Genomic DNA, 23,009 nt, shown 5'->3' with positions numbered 1-23,009 from the left:
CATGCAGTACCGCCGCGCGCGCAGGAAGTTTGACGACGAGCCGGAGAACCACGAGCGCTGGCTGATTTCGTATGCCGATTTCATCACGCTGCTGTTTGCCTTCTTTGTGGTGATGTACGCGATTTCCTCGGTCAATATCGGCAAGTACAAGGTGTTTTCCGATGCCCTTGGCGATGCGTTCGGCGGCCAGGGCGCGGCGCCCTTGGTCAACACGGAAGTGCAGAACATCCCCATCCCCAATCCCGCCCAGCGCCGGCGCGCGGAACAGATCCGCAAGGAGAAGGAGCAGATGACGCGCCTGGCCAACGACCTCGCCGCCACGCTGGCGCCGCTGGTCAAGGAGGGCAAGGTGAAGGTCACGCAGAACAGCCGCGGCGTGAGCGTGGAGATCAACGCGTCCGTGCTGTTCAATCCTGGCGATGCGCGGCTGACGTCCGAGTCGCGCGAGGCGCTGACGGCGGTGGCTTCGCTGCTCAAGGATGATCCGCATGCGGTGCAGGTGGAGGGGCATACGGACAAGATGCCGATCAAGAACGCCAGCTTCCCGTCCAATTGGGAATTGTCTGCCATGCGCGCGGGGACGGTGGTGCGGCTGTTCATCGAATCCGGCGTGGCGCCGGAGCGCATGACGGCCGTGGGACATGCGGACAATCACCCCGTGGCTTCCAACGATGATCCCGAGGGCCGCGCACGCAATCGGCGCGTGGCCGTCACGATCCTGTCTGCGATTCCTGATCCTTCGACCGAGATTCCGCGCGGGGCGCCAGCGCAGCCCGTCCCTGCGCCGCGCTGACAGGGCGCCGCCAGATGGCGCCCGCGCCCGCGGCGCCTATTACGACAACGAGCAGCATCGCAACCGGCAGCGGTACCGGTTGCCCAGCGGCGCGCGAGATGGACACGCCTTCGCGCAATTCGGCAGGGAAGGGACGCGGCTCGGTCGGCACGATCTGCCATTTGCTGCGATCCTGCGGCGTGCGGGCGCGGTACTCGGCGATGCTGTAGACGGGCGCCGAGCCGGAGGCGCGGCTGGACGGCACTTGCGGCACGCGCAGCAGCAGTACCGCTTCCACATCCTCATGCAATTGCCGCTCGAAAGCGCTGAGCGTGCGTCCGCTCTGGCCGCCGAGCACGGCCAGCAGGTCGCGGCCGATGGCGTCGAAGGCCACCGCCGGATACAGGCGCGTTTGCTCTTCGCTGAAATAATCGTAGGCTTTGCGGCCGCTTTGCAGGCTGGCGTCGCTGGCCGCCATATAAGCGTAGGCGCCGATGGCCTGCATGCGTCCCGTCGGGCCTTGCGGCGGGATGTGCCAGCCAAGGCTGCGCAGCATGTCCACGCTGATGCCGGCGCAGTTGGCTGCGGCGTGCTGGTAGGTGAAAGCGTGGCGGTAGAAGTGCTCGAAGGTGCGCTGGATGCCTTGCTGGTAGGCGGCGGCCGTGCGCTCGCTGCGCAGCACGGCGACCAGCAGCCATGACGGGCGGTAGTAGCTTTGGCCGCTGTTCAGGTCCATCAGGTAGGCGTCCATCGGCGTCATCGAAGCGATGATGCCTTTTTCGCTGACGTTGTCCAGGTTGTAGAAATTGTTCACCAGCCAGTCGGACCATTCGCCTTGCGGGCCGAGCTTGCCGGTGGCGATGGCGAAATGTCCGCCGTGGGCTTCGTCATCGTCGCCTTGCGCGCCATTCAGCATGACGGCCAGCACGGGCTTGTTCGACCACGCGGTCTGCACGCAGGGGCGCTTCCAGATCAGGCGCGCGGCGAACTGGCTGCGGGCGCCGCCGTGGTCGGCGCGCACCCAGGCTTGCAGTTCGTCCGGCGAGCGCAGGGGCGAGAATTGGGCGGTGGACGGCGTGATCGTGTAGTCGCGCGGCCAGATGGTGCGGGCGGTGAAGGTGTTGCCGTCCAATGTGCCGCGCAGGCTGACGGCGCGCTGGCGAAAGAAGTCCAGCGTGCTGTCGTTGAACCAGGAGCGGTTGCTGGCGATTTTCGGCGCCAGGCGCATCGCGAAGCTGTCGCCGTTGTCGGCGCGCAGGCTGCGGCCATCGGATGACAGCGTGGCCGATTCAATGCGCTCGGGGGCGCCCAGCCAGACCAGGGCGGGCAGGGACGTACCCGGCGCGCGCGGAACGGCGATTGGTTCGTCGCGGAAGTACCACAGCGCCTGGCGCGGCGTTCGGGCAGTCGCTGCAGTGGCCGTCAGCGAGGCGGAATTCGCTTGCAGCGTAAAGTCCGAGGCGACCGTCCTCCAGCGCGAGCCGCACCGGGCTGGCGTCGGACACTGCGGGGCTGGCTGCCGCGCCGGCGGGCGGCCTCGCCAAGGCGCTTGTGCGCTGCGCGTAAGGCGGACGCGCGAGGGCGGCGGAGGGCGCGGTGGCTATGGCGGACGCGGCGAGGAGCAGCGCGGCGGTGGGGACGTAGTGGCGGTTTGGCATGCAAGCAGTATGCTTGCGCGCCGGGGAGCGGGCGTTGAGCCCGCGCAAGGGATCAGCCGGCGATAAAGCCGCGGCTGCGCGAAACGGAAGTGGTGTGGCCGGTCGGACCGTACACGGCAGCGGCAGCCGCCTGTGGGCGCAGCGCCTGCAAAGCGCCCTGGGTCGTGCTCAGGTGCTTGTTGATCAGCATGCCGTTCAGGCGGTTCAACTCCTTGGCCTCGCGCGTCTGCTCCAGCACTTGCTGCCACAGCGCGCGCGACCCGTCGTCGCCGTGGGCGGCGAGCCAGGCCTCCATGCCCGCTTCCTGCGCAGCGAAGCCGAGCGCGTCCAGCGCCTTGTGGCGCCTGGTGGCCAAGGCGCCCATTTGCGCGACCAGGTCGGACTTATGCGGCGTGAGGGCGGTGAGCTTGTCGATGTCCGCCGCCACCAGATGGTCCTGTTCCTGCTTCAGCACCTCGAGCAGCTGGGTAATCAGCTGTTGTTCGGCGCGCAGGCTGTTCATCGGGGAGTCGGACATGGTTTTACCCTGGCTTAGCGTTTACGTGAGTGCAGCAGGTCGCGTACCGTTTCCAGCAAGCCGTCCGCTACTTTCTCGGAATTGACCTGGAACTGGCCATCGGCGATCGCCAGCTTGATGCGCTCGACTTTCTTGGTGTCGAACACAGCATTGCTGGCGCCGGCGCCACTGGCCGCGAGTGCCTGCCCCTGGGCAGACAGGCGCACGTTATCGGTCGGCGCCTGATTGGTCGCAGCCGCAGCCTTTTCCGCCGTGCGGGCGTTATTGGTAGTAGCAGGCGACGTCGGCAGCCCCGGCGTGCTCTTTAATGAATCATTGATTTTCACAGCATTATCCTCGTCTGGTTGGAGACTTTACTCCGGGATACGAGTCTTATATCGGCAGCGGCTTGCGAAACTTTAGCCGGACCGCGACAAATTCCTCGTTACCGTCCTCAGAATGTCACTTCCACCAGTCCGCCCGCTTTCGCGATGCCGCTAATTTGTTGCCCATTGGCAGTTCTTACCTGTACCACCTGGCCTTCGCCGGCGTTGGCCGCCGCCTTGCCTTCAGCCGAAACCGAGAAGCCGTTGCCGCGCGAAACCAGCTTGACCGGCTGTCCCATCAGCACCACAGGCTTGCTCTTCAGCAAATCCACGCGCACCGGCATACCTGCCGAAATGGAAAGATTGCTGGTACGTCCGACAACTTGCGCCTTGTCTGTCGCCACGCCGGCCGGCAGGGCAGTCAGCTCGCCCTGCATCACGGCCAGCTGGCCCTCCTCGATCGCCTGGCCCGGCGCCAGCGGCGCGGCCGCGGCAATATAGTTTCCGAGCACGGACACATTCGCTTGAATATACACCTGCCACGGCGTCGGCGCCGCGCAGCGTACCCCTACCGTGGTCTTGCCCCAGGCGCGCGCGCCCGGCATCAGGAAGGCTTCCGGCGCAGGGCAGGGGGCCAGCGACAGGCGCGGATCGACCGCGCCCACGTGCACCGTGACCTTGCCCGGCAGGCCGGCCGTCTGCACTTGCAGGAATTGCTCGACGCTCTGGCGCAGCACAGCAACGTCCATACGATTCTGGGCACCGGCGGCCGAGGCCAGCAACAGCAGGGCGGTAGTGATGAGTATGCGTTTCATGGCAGCCATCTTAGCCTCGCGTGCGCGGAGGAAAGCGGGGAATAGCGTGGAAAACCCCAGCCTTCTCTTTCGATCATTTGCGCGTGTTGCTCCGTATCATCGATCCTGTCATCAAAAGAGGGCGACCGCCATGTTAGGGAAACTCGACGATTACCTGCGATTCAATGAAACCGCGCTGAGCCTGCGCTCCCAGCGCCAGACTGTGCTCGCGTCCAATATCGCCAACGCCGATACCCCGAACTACAAGGCGCGCGACATCGACTTCACCGCCGCGCTCACCAGCGCAATGGCGAAGAACGCCGCGCCGGCGCCGCTGAAGGCGACCGCCCCCAAGCATTTCCCCATCCCTCAGCAAGACGCCGGAACGCTGGCCGACGGCACACCGCTGCAATACCGCGGCGTGGTGCAGGGCGCGGTGGACGGCAATACCGTCGATATGGATGTGGAACGCAATGCCTTCGCCGACAACGCCCTGCGCTACGAGGCCGGCGTGCAGTTTGTTAACGCGCAGATCAAGGGCCTGCTGGCCGCGATCCAGGGAGGCCAATAATGTCTTCGCTGTTCAATATTTTTAACGTTGCCGGCTCGGCCATGAGCGCCCAGGCCCAGCGCCTGAACGTGACCGCGTCCAACCTGGCCAATGCGGACAGCGCCACCAGCGCCAGTGGCGAAGCCTACCGCGCCAAGCAGGTGGTGTTCGAAGCAACGCCCGCCGCCGACAACTCGTCCACCGGCGTGAAAGTGCAGCGCGTGATCGAAGATCCCTCGCCGCTGAAGCAGGTCTACGACCCCAAGCATCCGCTGGCCGACGACAAGGGCTACGTCACGATGCCCAATGTGAATGTGGTGGATGAGATGGTGAACATGCTGTCCGCTTCCCGCTCCTACCAGACCAATGTGGAAACCATGAACGCAGCCAAGACCATGCTGCTGAAAACGCTGACCATCGGTCAGTAAGAAGAGGCCCGATTATGACCAGTGCTGTAAGCAATACCACTTCTTCCGGCGGCGTGCCGGCCTCCCTGCTGAACGCAGTGAACCCGAAGGCGACCACGTCCACCGACAGCGTGCAGGCCGACACCGACAAGTTCATGACCCTGCTGATTACCCAGCTGAAGAACCAGGACCCGCTGAACCCGCTGGACAATGCCCAGGTCACCAGCCAGCTGGCCCAGCTGAACACCGTGACCGGCATCAACAAGCTGAACGAATCGATGAAGGCCTTGCAGGGCAATTACCAGCTGTCCTCGCAACTGCAGGCGACCAGCCTGATCGACCACGGCGTGCTGATCGAAGGCAGCGACCTGACGCTGAAGGATGGCAAGTCCATCTTCGGCGTGGAATTCGGCAGCGCGGCCGATGCGGCGCGTATCGATATCGTCAATTCTTCCGGCAAGGTGGTGCACTCGCTGGCGATGAGCAGCGGCGTCGATGCCGGCGTGATCCCGCTGACCTGGGACGGCACGCTGGAAGACGGCACCAAGGCGCCGGATGGCAAATACAGCGTGAAGCTGACCGCCGTGTCCGGCGACCAGACGCTGAAGGACGCCAAGCCGCTGACCTTTACCACGGTGAGCAGCGTATCGACTGGCGCCGGCGGCCTGAAACTGAATCTGCCCATCGGCCAGGTGACGATGGACCAAATCAAACAAGTACTGTAAGCAAGCCCAATCTGAATAGGGGAACACCATGTTTCAACAAGGTCTCAGCGGCCTGAACGCCGCCTCCAAATCGCTCGACGTGATCGGCAACAATATCGCCAACGCCAGTACCGTTGGCTTCAAGGGTTCGCAGGCCCAGTTCGCCGACCTGTATGCCAACTCCCTGAACGGCGTGGCCGGCAACAACCCCGGCATTGGCGTGTCCATCGCGCGCCTGGCGCAGCAGTTCACGCAGGGTAATATCGAGACCACCAACAACCCGCTGGACATCTCCATTAATGGCGGCGGTTTCTTCCGCACGGTGACGCCGGGCGGCGCCATCCAGTACAGCCGCAATGGCCAGTTCCAGCTCGATAACACCGGCACCATCCGCAATGCGCAGGGCCAGGCTATCACCGGCTACCTCGCCAACAAGCAGGGCGTGATCCTGTCCGGCGCACCGGTTCCGATCACCATCGATTACTCCGACCTGACCCCGGTTGCGACGACCAAGGCCAATTTCTCGCTCAACCTGGATTCGCGCAGCACCGTGCCGACCAAGGTGCCGTTCGATGCCGCCGACCCGACCACCTACAACAAGCAGACCGTGCTGGATGTGTACGATAGCCTGGGCAATCCGCACGTGATGTCCATGTACTACGTGAAGACCAATGCGGGCATGTGGGATGTGTATGCGGGCAATGACGGCATCGAGATCGCGTCCAAGGCCGCCGCTGCAGCCATCCTGACCGATCCGACCGTGGCCGCCGCACGCACTGCCTACCAGACTGCCGTGAACACTATTCCGCAGGTGCAGGCTGACATCGACGCCGCCAACCAGGCCTATTCGCAGGCGGCGGGTACGGCCATGTCGACGGCCGCTGCCGCGGCGGGCGCCAGCGCCGGCCAGCTGGCCGCCCTGGCCGCCAAATATGACACGGCAGCCGGCACCGACGTCGGTTCCATCCCCGGCACCAATCCGGACAAGATCAATGAAGCCCTGGCCGCCGCCGTCAGCGTGCCGGCCGTGAAAGTGGGCACGCTGGCCTTCGACAAGACCGGTGAAATCAGCACGGCCATCATGGCCGGCCTGACGCCGCCGCAAACGGTGCCGTTCACCATCAATCTGCCGATCTTCCCGGACACCGGCTCGATCCAGCCGCTGACGATTACCACCTCCTTCGAGGGCACCACGCAGTACGGCTCGACCACGAGCGAGAAGCTTTCCTCACAGGACGGTTATTCCTCGGGTCACCTGGAGCGCTTCAACACCGATGCCAACGGCGTGATCACCGGCCAGTATTCGAACGGCAAGTCGCGTCCTCTGGCGCAGTTCGTGCTGGCCAACTTCGCCAACCCGGACGGCCTGATCCCGCTGGGGAACAATGCCTGGGCCGAGAGCTCGGCCAGCGGTTCGCCCTCCGTGGGCACGCCGAACTCCGGCTCGCTGGGTCAGTTGCGCTCATCCTCGGTGGAATCGTCGAACGTGGACCTGACCAAGGAACTGGTAGACATGATCACCGCGCAGCGCGTCTACCAGGCCAATGCGCAAACCATCAAGACCCAGGACTCCGTGCTGCAAACCCTGGTCAACCTGCGATAGGCTGAATCATGGACCGCCTGATCTACACGGCCATGACTGGCGCCCGGCATTTGCTGGACCAGCAGGCCACCACCGCCAACAACCTGGCCAACGCCACCACCACGGGCTTCCGCGCCCAGCTCGACTCGTTCCGGGCCGTGCCCGTGGTGTCCGAAGGCTTGCCCACGCGCGCTTTCGTGGTCGACAACACGGTCGGCAGCGATTTCCGCCAGGGCGTACTGCAAACCACCGGCCGAGCGCTGGACGTGGCGGTGCGCGGCGATGGCTGGCTGGCCGTGCAGGCGGCGGATGGTTCCGAAGCCTATACCCGCAACGGCAGCCTGAAGGTCAGCGAAAACGGCCTGCTGCAAACGGCCAACGGCCTGACCCTCGTCGGCGAGAATGGCCCGATCGCCATTCCGCCCGATACCGATATTGCCATCGCCAGCGACGGCACCATCAGCGGCATCAATACCCAGCAGACGCAGCCGGGGCCAGCCAACATCCTGGGCCGCATTAAGCTTGTCAATCCGGACACGAAAGGCCTGGTGCGTGGCGAGGACGGCCTGTTCCGCAACCAGTCCGGCCTGACTGCCGACCCGGACGTGAACGTGCGCCTGGCCGATGGCGTGCTGGAAGGCAGTAACGTCAATCCCATCGATTCGATGGTCAATATGATCCAGCTGGCGCGCTCCTTTGACACGCAAATGAGCCTGCTGAAGAATGCGGAAAATAACGCGGCAAAAGCCACCCAGATCCTCGCTTTGAATTGACGGTTCCCAAGCCATAATGCTTGCGTAGGAATACCGTTAAGGAGCAAGCAAAATGATTCGATCGTTGTGGATTGCCAAGACTGGCATGGAGGCGCAGCAGACCCAGATGGACGTGGTGTCCAACAATCTGGCGAACGTCAGCACCAATGGCTTCAAGAAGTCGCGCGCCGTCTTCGAAGACTTGCTCTACCAGAATATCCGCCAGCCGGGCGCCCAGTCCTCGCAGCAGACCCAGCTGCCATCGGGCATGCAGATGGGTACCGGTGTGCGTCCCGTATCCATCGAGCGCATCCACACCCAGGGCAATCCGCAAGCCACCGGCAACGACAAGGACCTGATGGTCAACGGCAACGGCTTCTTCCAAGTCCTGCTGCCGGACGGCACCACGGCCTACACCCGCGACGGTTCCTTCCAGCGCGATTCCAACGGCCAGATGGTCACTTCCAGCGGCTTCGTGCTGCAGCCGGCCATCACCATCCCGATCAATGCCGAAAGCATCACCGTGGGGCGCGACGGCACCGTGTCCGTCAAGCTGCCGGGCCAGACTGCGCCGGCCCAGATCGGCAACATCCAGCTGGCGACCTTCATCAACCCGACCGGCCTGGAGTCGAAGGGCGAGAACCTGTACGTGGAAACCGGCTCGTCCGGCGCCGCCACTGCCAATCAGCCGGGCACTAATGGCACCGGCGTGATCCTGCAGGGCTATGTGGAAACCTCGAACGTCAACGTGGTCGAGGAAATGGTCAATATGATCCAGACCCAGCGCGCCTACGAGATCAACAGCAAGGCCATCACGACTTCGGACCAGATGCTGCAGAAGCTGGGCCAGCTGTAAGGAGTCTTGCCATGAAATCCCTGATCACCATTGCCGCTGCGCTCGCCACCCTGGCTGGCTGCGCCAGCACGCCGACCTCCATCGTGGCCGGCCCGACTTCGGCGCGTCCGCTGCCGCCCGCCTATCCGCCGGTGGCGCAGAACAATGGCGCGATCTACCAGAACAGCAACTTCCGTCCCGCCTTCGAAGACCGCCGTGCGCGCCACGTGGGCGATGTGATCAGCGTGGTTATCACCGAGAACACGGCCGCCAACAAGACGGGCGCCAGCTCCGGCAACAAGACGGGCAGCGTGAACTTCGGCGTGCCGGGCGTGCTGCAAAGCCGCCTGGGCACCAATATCGCCACCAGCGCCGACAACAAGTACGCCGACGCCGACAACCAGTCCGCCAGCAATACCTTCCGCGGCACCATCGGCGCCACCGTGGTGGAGGTGCTGCCGAACGGGAACCTGATCATCGCGGGCGAAAAGCAGATCGCGATGAACAAGGGCACGGAATTCATCCGCATCTCCGGCATGGTGAATCCGGACACGATTTCGTCGGCGAACAGCGTGCCGTCGACCGCGATTGCCGATGCGCGCGTCGAGTACCGCACCAATACCCATCTGGACAAGACGGAGCTGCAATCGATGGCTTCGCGCTTCTTCCTCAGCCTGCTGCCGTTCTGATATGAAAACCAAGTTCAAGATTTTGTGTTTGTGCGCCGCACTGGTGCTGGCGCCCGCCGTGCAGGCCGAGCGGCTGAAGGACCTGGCCAGCATCGCCGGCGTACGCCAGAACCAGCTGATGGGCTATGGCCTGGTGGTCGGCCTCGACGGCTCGGGCGACCAGACTACGCAGACCCCATTTACCGTGCAGAGCGTGGCCTCGATGCTGCAGTCGCTGGGCGTGTCGCTGCCGCCGGGCACCAACCTGCAGTTGAAGAATGTGGCAGCCGTGATGGTGACTGCGTCGCTGCCGGCCTTCGCGCAACCGGGCCAGATGCTGGATGTGACCGTCTCCTCGCTGGGTAATGCAAAAAGCCTGCGCGGCGGCACCCTGCTGATGACGCCGCTGAAAGGCGCGGACGGCCAGGTGTACGGCATGGCCCAGGGCAATCTCGTCGTGGGCGGCGTGGGCGCGCAGGCACCGGGCGGCGGCACTTCGGTAGTGGTCAATCACCTGTCCGTCGGCCGCATCAATGGCGGCGCGACCGTCGAGCGCGCGGTGCCGACCAGCCTGGGCGATGGCGGCCAGATCCGCCTGGAACTGAACAATACCGACTTCGCCACCGCCAGCCGCGTGGTCGAAGCGATCAATGATAAATACGGCGCGGGCGTCGCTTACGCGCTCGATGGCCGCACCATCCGCGTCACCGCGCCGTCGTCTAGCGACCAGCGCGTGGCCTTTATCGGCGCACTGGAAGCGATGGATGTGCGTCCCGCGCGCCAGGCAGCGAAAGTGATCATGAATGCACGCACCGGCTCGGTCGTGATGAACCAGGAAGTGACTCTGGAAACCTGCGCCATCTCGCATGGCAACCTGACCGTATCGATCAGCACCGAACCGCAGGTGAGCCAGCCGAATCCGCTGTCCGGCGGCCAGACGGTGGTTACGCAAAATAGCCAGGTCGATATCAAGGCTACGCCTGGCAAGGTGTTGATGCTGAAGGGCGGCGCCAACCTGGCCGAAGTGGTCAAGGCCCTGAACGCGGTCGGGGCCTCGCCACAGGACCTGCTGGCCATCCTGCAAGCGATGAAGGCGGCCGGTTCGCTGCGCGCGGAACTGGAAATCATTTGAGGCTGCCATGATTCGCCAGACGACCACGCCCGCCGACCTGAGCAAGAACCTCGCCCTCGACACCAAGGGCCTGGGCGACCTGCGCCAGTCGGCCAAGGCCAATTCTCCGGAAGCGCTGAAAACAGCGGCCCAGCAGTTCGAAGCCATGTTCGTCAATATGATGATGAAGAGCATGCGCGACGCCACGCCGCAGGAAGGCATGCTGGACAACCAGCAGACCAAGATGTTCACCACCATGCTCGACCAGCAGACCAGCCAGAATATCGCCAAGCGCGGACTGGGCCTGTCCGATGTGCTGGTGCGCCAGTTGTCGAAAACGCAGGCAGCCGCCGAAGCGGCCGCCGGCGGCGACGATGCGTTCTCGCGCACGCTGCTCGACGCGGCCAAGCTGCAGCGCTCGATCGATGCCGCCGGCGGCAATGCGGCAGCGCGCGGTGCTGGCACGAGCGCATCGGTGAGCGGCGCCGACAGCAGCGCGTCCGCCTCCGGCAAGCCGAGCCACGTGCGCGCTTTCCAGGACAAGCTGGCCAGCCACGCCGAGGAAGCGAGCCGCGCGACCGGCATCCCGGCCAAGTTCATGCTGGGCCAGGCGGCGCTGGAATCCGGCTGGGGCCGCCGCGAAATCAAGGGCCGCGATGGCAGCAACAGCCACAACCTGTTCGGCATCAAGGCCGGTCCGGACTGGAAGGGCAAAGTGGTTGAAACGGCCACCACTGAATACGTGAATGGCAAGGCCCAGACCAGGGTCGAGCGTTTCCGCGCCTATGACAGCTATGCCGACAGCTTCAAGGATTACGCCAAGCTGATCGCCGGCAATCCCCGTTACGAAAAAGCGCTGGCCAGTGCCAGCAGCGGCGACGCCGCTGGTTTCGCCAAGGGCTTGCAGCGCGGCGGCTATGCCACCGATCCCAACTATGCGGTCAAGCTGGCCAGCATTATCAAGAAAACACTGGCCTGATGTTACGTCCTGTAGAAAATGGCGGTTTCAAGTTTCCGGCGAACTGGCCGTAAACTGACTTATCTAGCGAAGGTATTAGCACAATGTCCAGTCTTCTCAGCATCGGTAAAACGGGTTTGATGGCCGCCCAGGCGGGCCTGGCGACGACTGGGCACAACATTACCAATGCAAACGTGCCGGGCTACAACCGCCAGGTCGTGATCCAGGGCACCACGGCGCCCGTCAGCACCGGTGTGGGCTTCATCGGCACCGGCACGGAAGTGGCGCAGATCAAGCGCTACTATGATGATTTCCTGAACAAGCAATTGCTGGGCGCGCAAGCCAACCAGGCTTCGCTGGACAGTTTTTATGGCCAGATCAGCCAGATCGACAACCTGCTGGCCGATACCACGGTCGGCCTGTCGCCGGCGCTGCAGGGCTTCTTTGACGGCGTGCAGCAGGCCAATTCCTCGCCATCCTCCAACGCGGCACGCTCGGCCATGCTGTCGTCGGCGGAAACGCTGGCGGCGCGCTTTACCGGCCTGTCCTCCCGCCTGCAGGAGTTGCAGGATGGCGTGACCAGCAGCGTCACGGCCAGCGTGAACCAGATCAATTCCTATGCCACGCGCATTGCCGACCTGAACCAGCAGATTGCCAGCCTCTCGCTCGACCCGAATATCGCGCCGAACGATTTGCTGGACCAGCGCGACCAACTGATCAATGAGCTGAACAAGCAGGTCAAGGTGAATGTGACCCAGGGCGACAACCATATGCTGAACGTGTCCTTCGGCACCGGCCAGCCGCTGGTCGTCGGCAACCTGGCGCAGAGTCTGGCCACCGGCTTCTCGGACACCGATCCGGGCCGCATCGTGGTCGGCTACCAGACGCCCGGCAGATTCGCCGAGCTGCCGGATAATGTGATCACCGGCGGTCAGCTGGGCGGCACGCTGCAGTTCCGCAACGGTGCGCTGGACCAGGCGCAAAACAAGCTGGGCCAGATTGCAGCCGGCCTCGCCACCAGCTTCAATGCGCAGCACAAGCTGGGCGTGGACCTGAACGGCGCGCCAGGTGGCAACTTCTTCAACGATATCCAGGCCTATGTGGGCTATGACCGCGACAATTCCTCGCTGAGCACGCTCGACATCCAGGCCAAGGTGGTGGACGCGGGCGCGCTGACCACCAGCGACTACGACGTGAATTTCAACGGCACCGACCTGATCGTCACCCGCAAGTCGGACGGCTTCCAGAGCACGATCACCTTGCCCACCTCCACGCCGGCCCCGGTCATCGATGGCGTCGAGTACAACATCACCGGCACGCCGGCCGACGGCGACCATTTCCTGGTGCGCCCGACCTATACCGCGGCATCGCAGATGCAGGTGGCGATCACCGATCCGCAAAAAATTGCCCTGGCCGCACCGATCAGCACTTCCGTGCCCTCGACCAATACCGGCAAGGCCACGATGAGCCCGGGAGCGGTGGACAGTAACTATCTGCTGCCCGGCAATGCGCTGGCCGGCCCCGTCAACCTGACTTACGATGCCGCCACCAATACCCTGAACGGCTTCCCGGCGGGGCAGGACGTGACAGTAACGGTCAACGGCACCAGCACGCTGTACCCGGCCGGTACGCCGGTCACGTTTACCTCGGGCGCCAACATCAGTTTTGGCGGCGTCAACTTCAGCGTGACCGGCCAGCCGGCCGACCAGGACAAGTTCAATATCCTGAACAGCAGCGGCGTGGGCGACAACCGCAACGGCGTGCTGCTGGCAGGCCTGCAGAACAAGAATATCCTGGACGGCGGCAAGACCAACTACCAGGCCGGCTATGCCAGCCTGACCAACTTCGTCGGCAACAAGACGCGCGAAGTGCAGATCGCCAGCACGGCCGCCGATACGGCCGTGGCGCAGGCATCGGCAGCGCAGCAGTCCGTGTCCGGCGTGAATCTGGACGAAGAAGCGGCCAATCTGATCCGCTACCAGCAGGCTTACCAGGCTGCGGGCAAGGTGATGCAGACGGCGACCCAGTTGTTCGATGTGCTGCTCTCCATCGGCGCATAATCAAGGATTCAAGGAATAGCATCATGGCATTGCGGATCTCCAACCAGACCATCTTCAACACCGGCGTATCGCAGCTGAACACGATGCAGTCAGCCTTGCAGAAGGCGCAGCTGCAACTGTCCACGGGCCGCCGCGTGCTGACGCCGTCCGATGATCCGGTCGCTTCCGCCCGCGCGCTGGAAGTGACGCAGTCGCAAACCATGAACGCGCAGTACGCCACCAACCGCAGCAATGCGCGCAGCTCGCTGGCGCTGGTGGACCAGGCGCTGGGCACGTCCGACGACCTGCTGCAGGACATCAAGCAGCTCGCCATCAATGCCGGCAACGGCGGCCTCACGCAGCAGGACCGCCTGGCGCTGGCCAATGAACTGGAAGGGCGCCTGGACGACCTGGTGGGCCAGGCCAATTCGACCGACGGCACCGGCGGTTACCTGTTCTCCGGCTACAAGACCGGCACGCAGCCGTTCGCGCGTTCCGCCACCGGCGCCACCTATGCCGGCGACCAGGGCGTGCGCGACCTGCAGGTTGCGTCCTCGCGCAAGCTGGCCATCAGCGCGTCGGGCAGTTCGGTCTTTGAAGAAGTCATCACCGGCAACGGCACCTTCCTGACGGGCGCCGATGCGAACAATGGCAGCCGCGGCGGCACCGGCATCATCTCGCCGGGTTCCGTGACGAATGCGGCGGCGCTGACCGGCCACAAGTACACCATCGATTTCAGCGTGGTGCCCGCCACGCCGGGCGTGCCGGCCGTGACCACCTACACCGTCAATGACGTGACCGCCGGCACCCAGGTGGCAACGGGCGTGCCCTACAAGTCGGGCGATCCGATCGCCTTCGACGGCATGCAGATGGATATCAAGGGCGATCCGGCCGACCTCGACCAGTTCACCGTCGACCCGAGCCAGAACCAGTCAGTATTCACCACCATCCAGAGCCTGGTCACGGCACTGCGCGCCAACAATACCGGACCGACCGGCGGCGCCCAGCTGACCAACCAGCTGAACCAGGCCAACCAGAACCTGACCAATGCGCTGGACAAGGTGCTGTCGGTGCGTGCCACCGTGGGCGCGGGCATGAAGGAGCTGGACCATCTGGACAGCGCAGGCGACGACCTGAACATCCAGTACGCGTCCACCATCGCCGACCTGGTGGAAGCCGATCCGGTGGAAACCATCTCCCGCTTCAGCCAGCTGCAAATCAACCTGGAAGCGGCGCAGAAATCCTACAAGGCCCTGAGCGGGCTGTCGCTGTTCAACTTCATCTGAGGCGTAGGCTGGGGCACCCGAGCCGCGCCCGGACGGGCCGGCGGACGCGGCGCGCGGCTGTCCCATACCCGGGGCAGCTGGCGCGCCTTTTCAATGCCTTCATTCACCAGCGTCTGCACCGGCATGCTCAGGAAGGGCAGGCTGGTCATCAGCACCAGGAAGCCCACGCCCAGCGTGATCGGGAAGCCGATGCCGAAGAGGTTCAGCTGCGGCGCCGCGCGCGTCAGGATGCCGAGGGCGACGTTGGTGATCAGCAGGGCAGCCACGATGGGCAGCGAGAGTTGCAGGCCGGCCGTGAAAATCTTGGCGCCCCATAGCGCGAGCTGCCAGAAACCGTCGTTGTGGAAGGAGATGGCCGCCACCGGCAAGCTGACGAAGCTTTCCGCCAGCGCTTCCAGGATCACCAGGTGGGCATTCACCGCCAGCACGGCCAGCGTGACGATCCATACCAGGAATTGCGAGATGGCCGACGAGCGGCCCTGCGACATGGGATCGAAGAATTGCGCAAAGCCCAGGCCCATGGTCAGCGAACTGATCTCGCCCGCCATTTCCACCGCAGCGAACACGATGCGGATCGCGAAGCCCATGCCCACGCCAATCACGAGTTCGCGCGCGATGATCAGCAGGCCGGCCCAGGAGAAGGGATCGGCGGCCGGCATGGCCGGCACGGCAGGTGCGATGAGAATGGCCATGATCAGGCCGAAGGGCACTGTCACGGTCGGGGAATGCGGGCGTTGCCGAAAATCGGCGAGGCGGCGAGCAGGGCGAGGATGCGGGTCAGCGGCCACATAAGGGCCGCGATCCAGGTGTTCAGCTCAGCGGAGGTTAACGTCAGCATGCATCAGGTAACCATGCCGGGGATGCCGGTCAGGATCTGGCGCATATAGTCGGTCAGCACCGACAGCATCCAGGGACCGGCCACCACCAGCGCAACGAACACGCCCACCAGCTTGGGGATGAAGGACAGGGTCGTTTCATTGATCTGCGTCGCGGCCTGGAAGATGGAAACGATCAGGCCGATCACCAGCGCCACCAGCAGCAGGGGAGCGGCCACCAGCAGCGTCACTTCCATGGCCTGGCGGCCCATCGTCATTACGGTTTCGGGCGTCATCGCGTGTCCTTTAGTAGAAGCTCTGCGAGAGCGAGCCGATCAGCAATTGCCAGCCATCGACCAGCACGAACAACATCAGCTTGAAGGGCAGGGAAATCACGGCGGGCGACATCATCATCATACCCATCGACATCAGCACCGACGCCACCACCATATCGATGATGAGGAAGGGGATGAAGATGGCGAAGCCGATCTGGAAGGCCGTCTTCAGCTCGCTCGTGATGAAGGCCGGCACCAGCACTTTCAGCGGCACGTCTTCCGGACCCTGCAGGGCCGGGCTGCGCGAAATTTTCACGAACAGCGCGAGGTCGGCCTGGCGCGTCTGCTTCAGCATGAAGGTCTTCAGCGGCGCCGCGCCTTTGTCCAGCGCCTGCAGCATGGTGATCTTGTTTTCCTGCAGCGGCACATAGGCTTCCGTGTAGATGCGCTCGAACACCGGGCTCATCACGAAGAAAGTCAGGAACAGCGCAAGGCCGACGATCACCTGGTTGGGCGGCGCCGACTGCGTGCCCAGCGCCTGACGCAGCAGGGACAGCACGATGATGATGCGCGTGAAGCCCGTCATCATCAGCAGCGCGGCCGGGATGAAGGTCAGCGCCGTCATCAGGATCAGCGTCTGCAGTGTCAGCCCATAGGCGGTGCCGCCGCCCGGTGCAGGCGTGCTGGTGAAAGCAGGGATGGTCGGCTCGGCGGCCGCGATCAGCGGCAGCATCAATGCGGCGGCCAGGCCCAGCCAGCGAGTATTGCGCAGTGCGCCCAACTTATTTGCCATTGCGCTTTTCAATCGTCTGTTTGAACCACTCTGCGAAGTTCGCTCCCGGCAGCGGAGAAGAGGGAGCCAGTTCGGCTTCGCCTGGTTTCCTGGCGCGGCATCGTCGCCAGAGCATTCATGCGGCCGGGCGAGGCGCCCACCACAATCCACTGTTCACCCACTTCGACCACCAGGATTCGCTCGCGCGCGCCCACGCTGAGGGCGCCGACCAGCTTGACGGTGGTGCCGCCGGTGATGGTTTTCGGACCGAAGCGTTTCAGCAGCCAGGCCAGGCCGACCAGCAGGCCGATGACCAGGCCCAGCGACAGGATGGTCTGCACCAGGCTGCCCAGCGCGGAAGGCGCCTGGGGCAGGGCGGCGCCGGGCTGGGCTGGACGGGCGCCTGCCAGCGCAGCCTGCTGTTCAGGCGTGGCCGGGGCTGGCGCGGCGGCAACCGGAGCCGCGCCTGCGTCGGTGGCGGCAGGGGCTGCGGCTGCAGCGTCGGCGGGACCGGCAGCCTGCGCTGGCGCGTCCGCCGCTGCGCGCGGCTTGCTGGTGGAGGTGGTGTCGGTGGCGGGCTTGGCGGCTCGGGCCAGGACCGGCCCCGGAGGCCGCCAGGCAGGCGGCCAGGAGGACAGCATATAAACCGTGCTTCATTTATTCAGTTTTCGGATGCGTTCGGAAGGCGTGATGATGTCCGTCAGGCGGATACCGAACTTGTCGTTCACCACCACCACCTCGCCCTGGGCGATCAGGCAGCCGTTGACCAGCACGTCCATCGGCTCGCCGGCCAGGCCGTCCAGTTCCACCACCGAGCCCTGCGCCAGTTGCAGCAGGTTCTTGATGGCGATCTTGGTGCGGCCCAGTTCCACCGTCAGCTGGACCGGGATATCGAGGATGAAGTCGATATCGTTATGGGTTTCGGTCTTGCTGGCGGTCTTGGAAAAATCCTTGAAGACGGCGGCAGTCGCGGCCTGGTTCTGCAGGGCGGCGGCTTCGGCAGCGGCCTGCTCGGCAATCGCGGCGCCCCAATCGTCGTCCAGGCTCTGATCGTCTTGATTGTCAGACATGTTTCTCTCCTAAATTCCTTACTTGCCGAGGTTATCGGCATTGGACAGCAATTTCTCCACCTTCAGCGCATATTGTCCGTTCAGCACGCCATAGGTGCAATCGAGCACGGGCACGCCGTCCACGGTCGCTTCGATGGTTTCCGGAATCGTGAGCGGAATAATGTCGCCCACCTTCATATTCAGGATTTCATCGAAATTGACCTTGGCCGTGCCGAGGCTGGCTACGAGCTCCACTTCGGCGATCTGGATCTGCTGCGTCATCAGGCGGATCCAGCGCTTGTCCACTTCCAGCGCCTCGCCCTGCAGCGAGGAGGTCAGCGCATCGCGGATCGGCTCGATCATCGAGTACGGCATGCAGAAGTGGATCTGGCCGGACACCGAACCCAGTTCAACGGTAAAGGTGGACGCCACCACCACCTCGTTCGGCGTGGCGATGTTGGCGAACTGCGTATTCATTTCCGAGCGGATGTACTCGAATTCGACCGGGTACACCGGCTCCCAGGATTTCGTATAAGCCTCGAACACGATATCGAGGATGCGCAGGATGATGCGCTGCTCGGTCTGGGTAAAGTCGCGGCCTTCCACGCGAGTGTGGAAGCGGCCGTCGCCGCCGAACAGGTTGTCGACCAGGAGGAACACCAGGCCCGGGTCGAACACCATCAGGGCCGTGCCGCGCAGCGGCTTCATGTGCACCAGGTTCAGGTTGGTCGGCACCACCAGGTTGCGGATGAATTCGGAATACTTCGACACGCGCACCGAACCCACCGACACTTCCGCGCTGCGGCGCAGGAAGTTGAACAGGCCCACGCGCAGCAGGCGCGCAAAGCGTTCATTGATAATTTCCAGGGTCGGCATGCGGCCCCGGACGATACGTTCCTGGGTAGCCAGGTTGTATGTCCGGACGCCCGCGACCTCTTCCGGCGCGGCGACGTCATCCTGATCGCCGTTGACGCCCTTCAAGAGGGCATCAACTTCTTCCTGGGAGAGAAAATTATCGGCCATGTTGCGTCTACAACTTTACTGAATGATAAAGGACGTAAACAGTACCTCGGTCACATCCTGCGGCGAGCCATTGGCGTCGAACGGTTGCTTGATCTGCTCCATGATTTCCTGGCTCAGGGCTTGCTTGCCTTCCGGCGTATTGATTTCGGACGCATGCTTGCTCGACAACAGCAGCAGGATACGGCTGCGCACCTTCGGCATATTCGTCTTGATCAGTTCCACTTCCTCCAGCGAACCGACTTGCAGCGTGAACGCCAGCTGCAGGTACTGCTCGCCGTTTTCCGGCTGCAGGTTCACGGTGAATGGTTCGACAGGCACATACACCGGCGGACCCGCTTCCTTCTTCTTCTTGTTCTTCTTCGGGGCCGCTTCCTCGGCGTGATCCTCACCGCCCTTCATCATGAAGAATGCCGCGGCGCCACCGCCGCCGAGCACCACGAGCAGAACGATCGCCAGAATGATGACCAGCTTCTTCTTCGACCCGCCACCAACCGGCGGCGCTGCTTCAGCTTTCGCGTCAGCCTTCATTTTTGGATTCGCTTTCAAATCTGCCCTTGAATGCTAGTAGTGGATCATGACCGCCATTATGTCATTATCGGCATAGAGCAGGCATGCGGATCGGCCGAAAAGAAGGCATAACCCAGCCTTTCTCCTCGTTTCCGTGTGGAACCAGATACATTTGGGGTCAGGCACGAAATGCAACACGGCCCCAGCCGTGCCGCAAATCAGGCGAAGGTGTCGACGGCGCCGAGGATGCTGCGGCGAGGGGCTTGCTGGACGGGGGCGCTGTCGGCGCTGGTGTCGGTGCCGCGGCCGCTGCCGAGGCCGGAGCCGTGGCCGCGTCCGCCGCGGTTGGCTGCTTCAGCGAAGGCTTGCTGCTGGCCCGGATCGCCGGCCGAGACGCTGGCCTGGCCGAGCTGGATGCCGGCTTCGCTCATCATCTCTTTCAATCTCGGCAAGGCATTTTCCAGCGCCTGGCGTACTTCCGGCTGGGCGGCGGTAAAGCTGGCGCTGGCCTGGTCGTTGGACACGTTCAGCACCACCTGCAGCGGGCCGAGATCCGGCGGGTTCAGCGTCAGCGTGGCGGACTGATCGCCGCCGGCCACCATCCAGACCACTTTCTGGCCCAGTTGCTGGTCCCATGCCTGGGTGCCGACGCGCGCCTGCAGTTGGTTGCTGGCGACAGCATTTGCAGCCTGCGCGTTAGCGGCGGTGGTCTGCGCGACGGCGCTGGACGGCGCCTGAATCGTTGGCGCGGCCTCATGTTGGCGGGCGGCAGCTTCAGTCTTGATTTCGCGCAGCTTCACATCGGCGAGCTGGGCGTCGAATTTGGTGTCGGCCGCGGGCTTGGCATCGGCGCCGGCGGGCTGCTGGGCGGCGTCGCGCGCAGCGCGCGTGGCGTCGGCCGCTTCGCTCAGCGCGGTTTTGAAGTCGGCGGGCAGGGCGTCGCTGGTGACGGCGGCTGCGGCGGCGTTGGCGCCGGCGGTTTGCACGGCGGCGGCGGACTCGGCGGCCTTTGCGGCAGTACCTGCGCCGGTTTCGGCGGTCAGCACGGTTTCGACAGTCTTGCCGGGCTTTGCTTCCGTGGCGCCCGATTCGGCAGCCGATGCGGATGCGGAAGCGGCAGCCGTCGCAGCCGACGCGGTGGCCGAAGCGGCGGCAGCGGCAGCAGCTGCTGCGGCGCTCGCGGCATCGGTTGAGGCAGGCTGGGCGAGGCTGGCCATCAGTGCGAGCATATCGTCGGCAGCGGTGGCGCCGGCGGTCGCGTCTTCGGTCGCGGCGGACCCGGCATCGGCAGGTTCGGCAGATGAGCTGGCATCCGTCGCTGCCGTGGCGGAAGCGTCAGCCGGTGCATCCGAAGCAGCATCGGCGGCCTCGTTGGAGGTCGCGCTGTCGGCGGACTTGCTGCCTTCGGCGCTGGCCGGCTTGGCGGCGCTGGACGATTCCGGCTTGGCGGCAGCCTGCTGCGCGGCCGGTTTGGACTGCTGTGCAGCGGCCGGCTTCGGCTGCTGAGGCGCCTGCGCCTGCTGACGCGCAGCCTGGCGTGCCTGCTCGGCGCCGCGATTCGGTGCCGCGGCCTGCGGTTGCGCGGCGGCCTGTGTTTGCGGCACGGCCTGCCGCTCAAGCTGGCGCGTAAAAGCCTGCTGGAATGCGGTGCCGTCGGAATTTGCGCGTGCGGCGTTCGAGGGAGCCGCGCTGGTCGGGCTGATCAGTGGATTGGTAACTTGTTGGGTCTGCATGGCTAAGCCCGTACTCAGCGTTTGAAAAATGCCTGGCGCGAGGCGTGCTCGTCCATGGCCTTCTGGTCGCGTTTGGCTTCCACTTTCAGCGCCTGGGCTTCAGCCCGTTCGCGCAGCGTGGAGTAGGACATGCGCTTGCGCTCGGCATCCTGCCACTGTTTCTTGTCCATTTCGCCACGCGACTGGGCATGGCGCAGTACTTCCTGCTGGCCCTGGATGGCCGAATCCAGCTTCTCCATGAAAGCCTGGAAATTGCGGTAAGCCATCGGCGTGATGCCAGCCTGCTGGGACGCGTCGAAGCGGCGGCCGTACTCGTCGCGGTAGCCGATCAGCATGTTCAGCTTTTCCTCTGCGTCATTGACGGCTTTCAGCGCCGCGCCGAGCCGCTTTGCGCAGTCATCGGTCTCACGCTGAGCCAGGTCAATCAAGGTTTCCAGTTGCTGTGTCGAGGCCATGATGGTCAATTATAAGCACGGCAAGGTGGATCAATCAGTCGAAAAGCGTGGTTAATTGCCCCAAGCTCTCAGGCATGTCTACGCGCTCAGTGATTTGCTGTTGCAGGAAGTTCTCAATTTTGTCGTGCAAGGCAATCGCCTGGTCCAGCACGGGGTCGGTACCAGGCGTGTAGGCACCGACGGCGATCAGGTCGCGGCTGCGTTCATAGCGTGAAAATAGCTGCTTCAGGCGGCGCGCCGAATTCTGGTGGTTCTGCGACGTGATCGAATGCATCGCGCGGCTGATGGACTGTTCGATATCGATGGCCGGATAGTGACCCGCCTCGGCCAGGCGACGGTTCAGCACAATGTGCCCGTCCAGGATCGCGCGGGCGGAGTCGGCAATCGGGTCCTGCTGGTCGTCGCCCTCGGTCAGCACGGTGTAGAACGCGGTGATCGAACCGCCGCCCAGTTCGCCATTCCCGGCGCGTTCGACCAGCACCGGCAGCTTGGCGAACACGGAAGGCGGATAGCCCTTGGTAGCGGGCGGCTCGCCGATCGCCAGTGCGATTTCGCGCTGCGCCATCGCGTAGCGGGTCAGCGAATCCATGATCAGCAGCACATTCATGCCCTTGTCGCGGAAGTGCTCGGCGATGGCGGTGGAATAGGCCGCGCCCTGCATGCGCATCAGGGGCGGCGTGTCGGCCGGCGCAGCGACGACCACCGAGCGGCGCAAGCCTTCCTCGCCCAGGATCTGTTCGATGAATTCCTTGACCTCGCGGCCCCGTTCGCCGATCAGGCCGACCACGATGATGTCCGCCTCCGTATAGCGCGCCATCATGCCCAGCAGAACGGACTTGCCGACGCCGGAACCGGCGAACAGGCCCATGCGCTGACCGCGGCCTACGGTCAGCATGGCGTTAATGCAGCGCACGCCCACGTCCAGCGTTTCTACGATGGGCGCACGGCCCAGCGGATTGGCGGGGCGCACATTGATCGGCGCCGAATCATTGGTCAGGATCGGTCCCAGCCCATCGAGCGGACGGCCGGCGCCATCCACCACGCGGCCGAGCAATTCCTCGCCGACCGGCAGGTGACGCGCGCGGTCGCTGGGGCGGCGGCGTGGGTGGCTGACGGAACCGGGCTTCGGCACGCTCTGCTCAACGGGGAACACGCGGGTGCCGGGAACGATGCCTTCCACATCGCTCTGCGGCATCAGGAACAGCTTGTCGCCTTCGAAGCCGACGACTTCAGCCTCGACCTTGCCGCCCGAGGGCAGGGGCACGGTGCAGGCGGCGCCGACTGCAAGGCGCAGGCCCACGGCTTCCATCACCAGGCCCGCCACGCGCGTCACGCGGCCCGAGACCTGCATGGGTTCGACGAAATCGGTCAGCGTGGCGCAATCGTTCAGATAGGCGCGCCAGCGGCTTGCGTGAGGGGAGTTGAAATCGGCGGCGCCCATC

At 64.3% G+C, this 23,009-nt stretch carries 27 protein-coding genes; 12 read left to right on the top strand and 15 right to left on the bottom strand.

What is annotated here, in order from left to right:
- Position 1: 1 nt before the first annotated feature.
- On the top strand, positions 2–793 hold the full coding sequence (motD, locus tag ACHMW6_RS27380) for a flagellar motor protein MotD (protein ID WP_395401640.1): 792 nt from the start codon (positions 2–4) through the stop codon (positions 791–793).
- Here motD and ACHMW6_RS27375 read toward each other — a convergent pair.
- The 4 genes from ACHMW6_RS27375 to flgA form a co-directional block, all read right to left on the bottom strand.
- On the bottom strand, positions 711–2,000 hold the full coding sequence (locus ACHMW6_RS27375; RefSeq protein WP_395401638.1) for a hypothetical protein: 1,290 nt from the start codon (positions 1,998–2,000) through the stop codon (positions 711–713). The genes motD and ACHMW6_RS27375 overlap by 83 nt on opposite strands.
- 482 nt (positions 2,001–2,482) lie before the next feature.
- Positions 2,483–2,947, bottom strand: coding sequence for a flagella synthesis protein FlgN (locus tag ACHMW6_RS27370; RefSeq protein WP_395401636.1), 465 nt, complete (start codon positions 2,945–2,947; stop codon positions 2,483–2,485).
- A 14-nt stretch (positions 2,948–2,961) separates the two neighbouring features.
- Positions 2,962–3,273: a flagellar biosynthesis anti-sigma factor FlgM gene (flgM, locus tag ACHMW6_RS27365; RefSeq protein WP_395401634.1), complete on the bottom strand. Its 312-nt coding sequence runs from the start codon at positions 3,271–3,273 to the stop codon at positions 2,962–2,964.
- 107 nt (positions 3,274–3,380) lie between these two features.
- A complete protein-coding gene (gene flgA, locus ACHMW6_RS27360; protein WP_395401632.1) occupies positions 3,381–4,067 on the bottom strand; it encodes a flagellar basal body P-ring formation chaperone FlgA in 687 nt (228 codons plus the stop codon).
- Positions 4,068–4,197: 130 nt separating this feature from the next.
- On the opposite strand from flgA, the gene flgB reads away from it, so the two are divergent.
- The 11 genes from flgB (at position 4,198) to flgL (ending at position 14,938) form a co-directional block, all read left to right on the top strand.
- Positions 4,198–4,617, top strand: a complete 420-nt coding sequence (flgB, locus tag ACHMW6_RS27355; protein ID WP_395401630.1) for a flagellar basal body rod protein FlgB — start codon at positions 4,198–4,200, stop codon at positions 4,615–4,617.
- Complete coding sequence (flgC, locus tag ACHMW6_RS27350) at positions 4,617–5,024, top strand: flagellar basal body rod protein FlgC (RefSeq protein WP_395401628.1); 408 nt, start codon at positions 4,617–4,619, stop codon at positions 5,022–5,024. Before flgB ends, flgC begins: the two co-directional genes overlap by 1 nt.
- Before the next feature lie 14 nt (positions 5,025–5,038).
- Positions 5,039–5,728 (top strand): flagellar hook assembly protein FlgD, encoded by a 690-nt coding sequence (locus ACHMW6_RS27345; RefSeq protein WP_395401626.1) that lies wholly within the window; start codon positions 5,039–5,041, stop codon positions 5,726–5,728.
- Positions 5,729–5,756: 28 nt separating this feature from the next.
- Positions 5,757–7,310 (top strand): flagellar hook protein FlgE, encoded by a 1,554-nt coding sequence (locus ACHMW6_RS27340; RefSeq protein ID WP_395401624.1) that lies wholly within the window; start codon positions 5,757–5,759, stop codon positions 7,308–7,310.
- An 8-nt stretch (positions 7,311–7,318) separates the two neighbouring features.
- Positions 7,319–8,062: a flagellar basal-body rod protein FlgF gene (flgF, locus tag ACHMW6_RS27335; RefSeq protein WP_395401622.1), complete on the top strand. Its 744-nt coding sequence runs from the start codon at positions 7,319–7,321 to the stop codon at positions 8,060–8,062.
- A gap of 52 nt (positions 8,063–8,114) precedes the next feature.
- Positions 8,115–8,897: a flagellar basal-body rod protein FlgG gene (gene flgG / locus ACHMW6_RS27330; RefSeq protein ID WP_395401620.1), complete on the top strand. Its 783-nt coding sequence runs from the start codon at positions 8,115–8,117 to the stop codon at positions 8,895–8,897.
- Between the two features lie 11 nt (positions 8,898–8,908).
- Positions 8,909–9,565 carry a flagellar basal body L-ring protein FlgH gene (locus ACHMW6_RS27325; RefSeq protein WP_395401618.1) on the top strand — a complete coding sequence of 219 codons (657 nt, stop codon included), beginning with the start codon at positions 8,909–8,911 and terminating at the stop codon, positions 9,563–9,565.
- 1 nt (position 9,566) lies between these two features.
- Positions 9,567–10,676, top strand: a complete 1,110-nt coding sequence (locus ACHMW6_RS27320; protein ID WP_395401616.1) for a flagellar basal body P-ring protein FlgI — start codon at positions 9,567–9,569, stop codon at positions 10,674–10,676.
- 7 nt (positions 10,677–10,683) lie between these two features.
- Complete coding sequence (flgJ, locus tag ACHMW6_RS27315) at positions 10,684–11,634, top strand: flagellar assembly peptidoglycan hydrolase FlgJ (RefSeq protein WP_395401614.1); 951 nt, start codon at positions 10,684–10,686, stop codon at positions 11,632–11,634.
- Positions 11,635–11,717: 83 nt separating this feature from the next.
- Positions 11,718–13,673, top strand: coding sequence for a flagellar hook-associated protein FlgK (flgK, locus tag ACHMW6_RS27310; RefSeq protein WP_395401612.1), 1,956 nt, complete (start codon positions 11,718–11,720; stop codon positions 13,671–13,673).
- 23 nt (positions 13,674–13,696) lie between these two features.
- Positions 13,697–14,938: a flagellar hook-associated protein FlgL gene (gene flgL, locus ACHMW6_RS27305; RefSeq protein ID WP_395401610.1), complete on the top strand. Its 1,242-nt coding sequence runs from the start codon at positions 13,697–13,699 to the stop codon at positions 14,936–14,938.
- Here flgL and fliR read toward each other — a convergent pair.
- From fliR to fliI, 11 genes are all read right to left on the bottom strand, one after another.
- Positions 14,896–15,630, bottom strand: a complete 735-nt coding sequence (fliR, locus tag ACHMW6_RS27300) for a flagellar biosynthetic protein FliR (RefSeq protein WP_395401608.1) — start codon at positions 15,628–15,630, stop codon at positions 14,896–14,898. The two genes, flgL and fliR, sit on opposite strands and share 43 nt — an antisense overlap.
- A 20-nt stretch (positions 15,631–15,650) precedes the next feature.
- Entirely contained in the window at positions 15,651–15,776 is a 126-nt protein-coding gene (locus ACHMW6_RS27295) for a hypothetical protein (RefSeq protein WP_395401606.1), read from the bottom strand.
- 3 nt (positions 15,777–15,779) lie between these two features.
- Positions 15,780–16,049 carry a flagellar biosynthesis protein FliQ gene (gene fliQ / locus ACHMW6_RS27290; RefSeq protein WP_395401604.1) on the bottom strand — a complete coding sequence of 90 codons (270 nt, stop codon included), beginning with the start codon at positions 16,047–16,049 and terminating at the stop codon, positions 15,780–15,782.
- Between the two features lie 10 nt (positions 16,050–16,059).
- Positions 16,060–16,821 (bottom strand): flagellar type III secretion system pore protein FliP, encoded by a 762-nt coding sequence (gene fliP, locus ACHMW6_RS27285; protein WP_395401602.1) that lies wholly within the window; start codon positions 16,819–16,821, stop codon positions 16,060–16,062.
- Between the two features lie 8 nt (positions 16,822–16,829).
- The gene (gene fliO, locus ACHMW6_RS27280; RefSeq protein ID WP_395401600.1) at positions 16,830–17,441 is read right to left on the bottom strand and encodes a flagellar biosynthetic protein FliO; all 612 of its coding nucleotides are present in this window, start codon (positions 17,439–17,441) and stop codon (positions 16,830–16,832) included.
- A gap of 12 nt (positions 17,442–17,453) precedes the next feature.
- Positions 17,454–17,870: a flagellar motor switch protein FliN gene (gene fliN / locus ACHMW6_RS27275; protein ID WP_395401598.1), complete on the bottom strand. Its 417-nt coding sequence runs from the start codon at positions 17,868–17,870 to the stop codon at positions 17,454–17,456.
- Positions 17,871–17,888: 18 nt separating this feature from the next.
- Entirely contained in the window at positions 17,889–18,872 is a 984-nt protein-coding gene (gene fliM, locus ACHMW6_RS27270) for a flagellar motor switch protein FliM (RefSeq protein WP_395401596.1), read from the bottom strand.
- Positions 18,873–18,887: 15 nt separating this feature from the next.
- Entirely contained in the window at positions 18,888–19,400 is a 513-nt protein-coding gene (gene fliL, locus ACHMW6_RS27265; protein ID WP_395401594.1) for a flagellar basal body-associated protein FliL, read from the bottom strand.
- Positions 19,401–19,597: 197 nt separating this feature from the next.
- A complete protein-coding gene (locus ACHMW6_RS27260) occupies positions 19,598–21,112 on the bottom strand; it encodes a flagellar hook-length control protein FliK (RefSeq protein WP_395401592.1) in 1,515 nt (504 codons plus the stop codon).
- A 14-nt stretch (positions 21,113–21,126) separates the two neighbouring features.
- Positions 21,127–21,567 carry a flagellar export protein FliJ gene (fliJ, locus tag ACHMW6_RS27255; protein WP_395401590.1) on the bottom strand — a complete coding sequence of 147 codons (441 nt, stop codon included), beginning with the start codon at positions 21,565–21,567 and terminating at the stop codon, positions 21,127–21,129.
- Between the two features lie 34 nt (positions 21,568–21,601).
- The gene (fliI, locus tag ACHMW6_RS27250) at positions 21,602–23,008 is read right to left on the bottom strand and encodes a flagellar protein export ATPase FliI (protein ID WP_395401588.1); all 1,407 of its coding nucleotides are present in this window, start codon (positions 23,006–23,008) and stop codon (positions 21,602–21,604) included.
- Position 23,009: the final 1 nt, after the last annotated feature.

It is taken from the genome of Pseudoduganella sp. UC29_106, assembly GCF_044055365.1.
Classification (GTDB): Bacteria; Pseudomonadota; Gammaproteobacteria; order Burkholderiales; family Burkholderiaceae_D; genus Rugamonas.
Note: the sequence above shows the minus strand (reverse complement) of the source record. Positions and strands in the feature narration are given on the sequence as shown.

Coding starts and splice junctions, on each gene's coding strand:
- motD (WP_395401640.1), top strand. CDS start 2: ATGCAGTACCGCCGCGCGCGCAGGAAGTTTGACGACGAGCCGGAGAAC.
- ACHMW6_RS27375 (WP_395401638.1), bottom strand. CDS start 2,000: ATGCGCCTGGCGCCGAAAATCGCCAGCAACCGCTCCTGGTTCAACGAC.
- ACHMW6_RS27370 (WP_395401636.1), bottom strand. CDS start 2,947: ATGTCCGACTCCCCGATGAACAGCCTGCGCGCCGAACAACAGCTGATT.
- flgA (WP_395401632.1), bottom strand. CDS start 4,067: ATGAAACGCATACTCATCACTACCGCCCTGCTGTTGCTGGCCTCGGCC.
- flgB (WP_395401630.1), top strand. CDS start 4,198: ATGTTAGGGAAACTCGACGATTACCTGCGATTCAATGAAACCGCGCTG.
- flgC (WP_395401628.1), top strand. CDS start 4,617: ATGTCTTCGCTGTTCAATATTTTTAACGTTGCCGGCTCGGCCATGAGC.
- ACHMW6_RS27345 (WP_395401626.1), top strand. CDS start 5,039: ATGACCAGTGCTGTAAGCAATACCACTTCTTCCGGCGGCGTGCCGGCC.
- ACHMW6_RS27340 (WP_395401624.1), top strand. CDS start 5,757: ATGTTTCAACAAGGTCTCAGCGGCCTGAACGCCGCCTCCAAATCGCTC.
- flgF (WP_395401622.1), top strand. CDS start 7,319: ATGGACCGCCTGATCTACACGGCCATGACTGGCGCCCGGCATTTGCTG.
- flgG (WP_395401620.1), top strand. CDS start 8,115: ATGATTCGATCGTTGTGGATTGCCAAGACTGGCATGGAGGCGCAGCAG.
- ACHMW6_RS27325 (WP_395401618.1), top strand. CDS start 8,909: ATGAAATCCCTGATCACCATTGCCGCTGCGCTCGCCACCCTGGCTGGC.
- ACHMW6_RS27320 (WP_395401616.1), top strand. CDS start 9,567: ATGAAAACCAAGTTCAAGATTTTGTGTTTGTGCGCCGCACTGGTGCTG.
- flgJ (WP_395401614.1), top strand. CDS start 10,684: ATGATTCGCCAGACGACCACGCCCGCCGACCTGAGCAAGAACCTCGCC.
- flgK (WP_395401612.1), top strand. CDS start 11,718: ATGTCCAGTCTTCTCAGCATCGGTAAAACGGGTTTGATGGCCGCCCAG.
- flgL (WP_395401610.1), top strand. CDS start 13,697: ATGGCATTGCGGATCTCCAACCAGACCATCTTCAACACCGGCGTATCG.
- fliR (WP_395401608.1), bottom strand. CDS start 15,630: ATGGCCATTCTCATCGCACCTGCCGTGCCGGCCATGCCGGCCGCCGAT.
- ACHMW6_RS27295 (WP_395401606.1), bottom strand. CDS start 15,776: ATGCTGACGTTAACCTCCGCTGAGCTGAACACCTGGATCGCGGCCCTT.
- fliQ (WP_395401604.1), bottom strand. CDS start 16,049: ATGACGCCCGAAACCGTAATGACGATGGGCCGCCAGGCCATGGAAGTG.
- fliP (WP_395401602.1), bottom strand. CDS start 16,821: ATGGCAAATAAGTTGGGCGCACTGCGCAATACTCGCTGGCTGGGCCTG.
- fliO (WP_395401600.1), bottom strand. CDS start 17,441: ATGCTGTCCTCCTGGCCGCCTGCCTGGCGGCCTCCGGGGCCGGTCCTG.
- fliN (WP_395401598.1), bottom strand. CDS start 17,870: ATGTCTGACAATCAAGACGATCAGAGCCTGGACGACGATTGGGGCGCC.
- fliM (WP_395401596.1), bottom strand. CDS start 18,872: ATGGCCGATAATTTTCTCTCCCAGGAAGAAGTTGATGCCCTCTTGAAG.
- fliL (WP_395401594.1), bottom strand. CDS start 19,400: ATGAAGGCTGACGCGAAAGCTGAAGCAGCGCCGCCGGTTGGTGGCGGG.
- ACHMW6_RS27260 (WP_395401592.1), bottom strand. CDS start 21,112: ATGCAGACCCAACAAGTTACCAATCCACTGATCAGCCCGACCAGCGCG.
- fliJ (WP_395401590.1), bottom strand. CDS start 21,567: ATGGCCTCGACACAGCAACTGGAAACCTTGATTGACCTGGCTCAGCGT.
- fliI (WP_395401588.1), bottom strand. CDS start 23,008: ATGGGCGCCGCCGATTTCAACTCCCCTCACGCAAGCCGCTGGCGCGCC.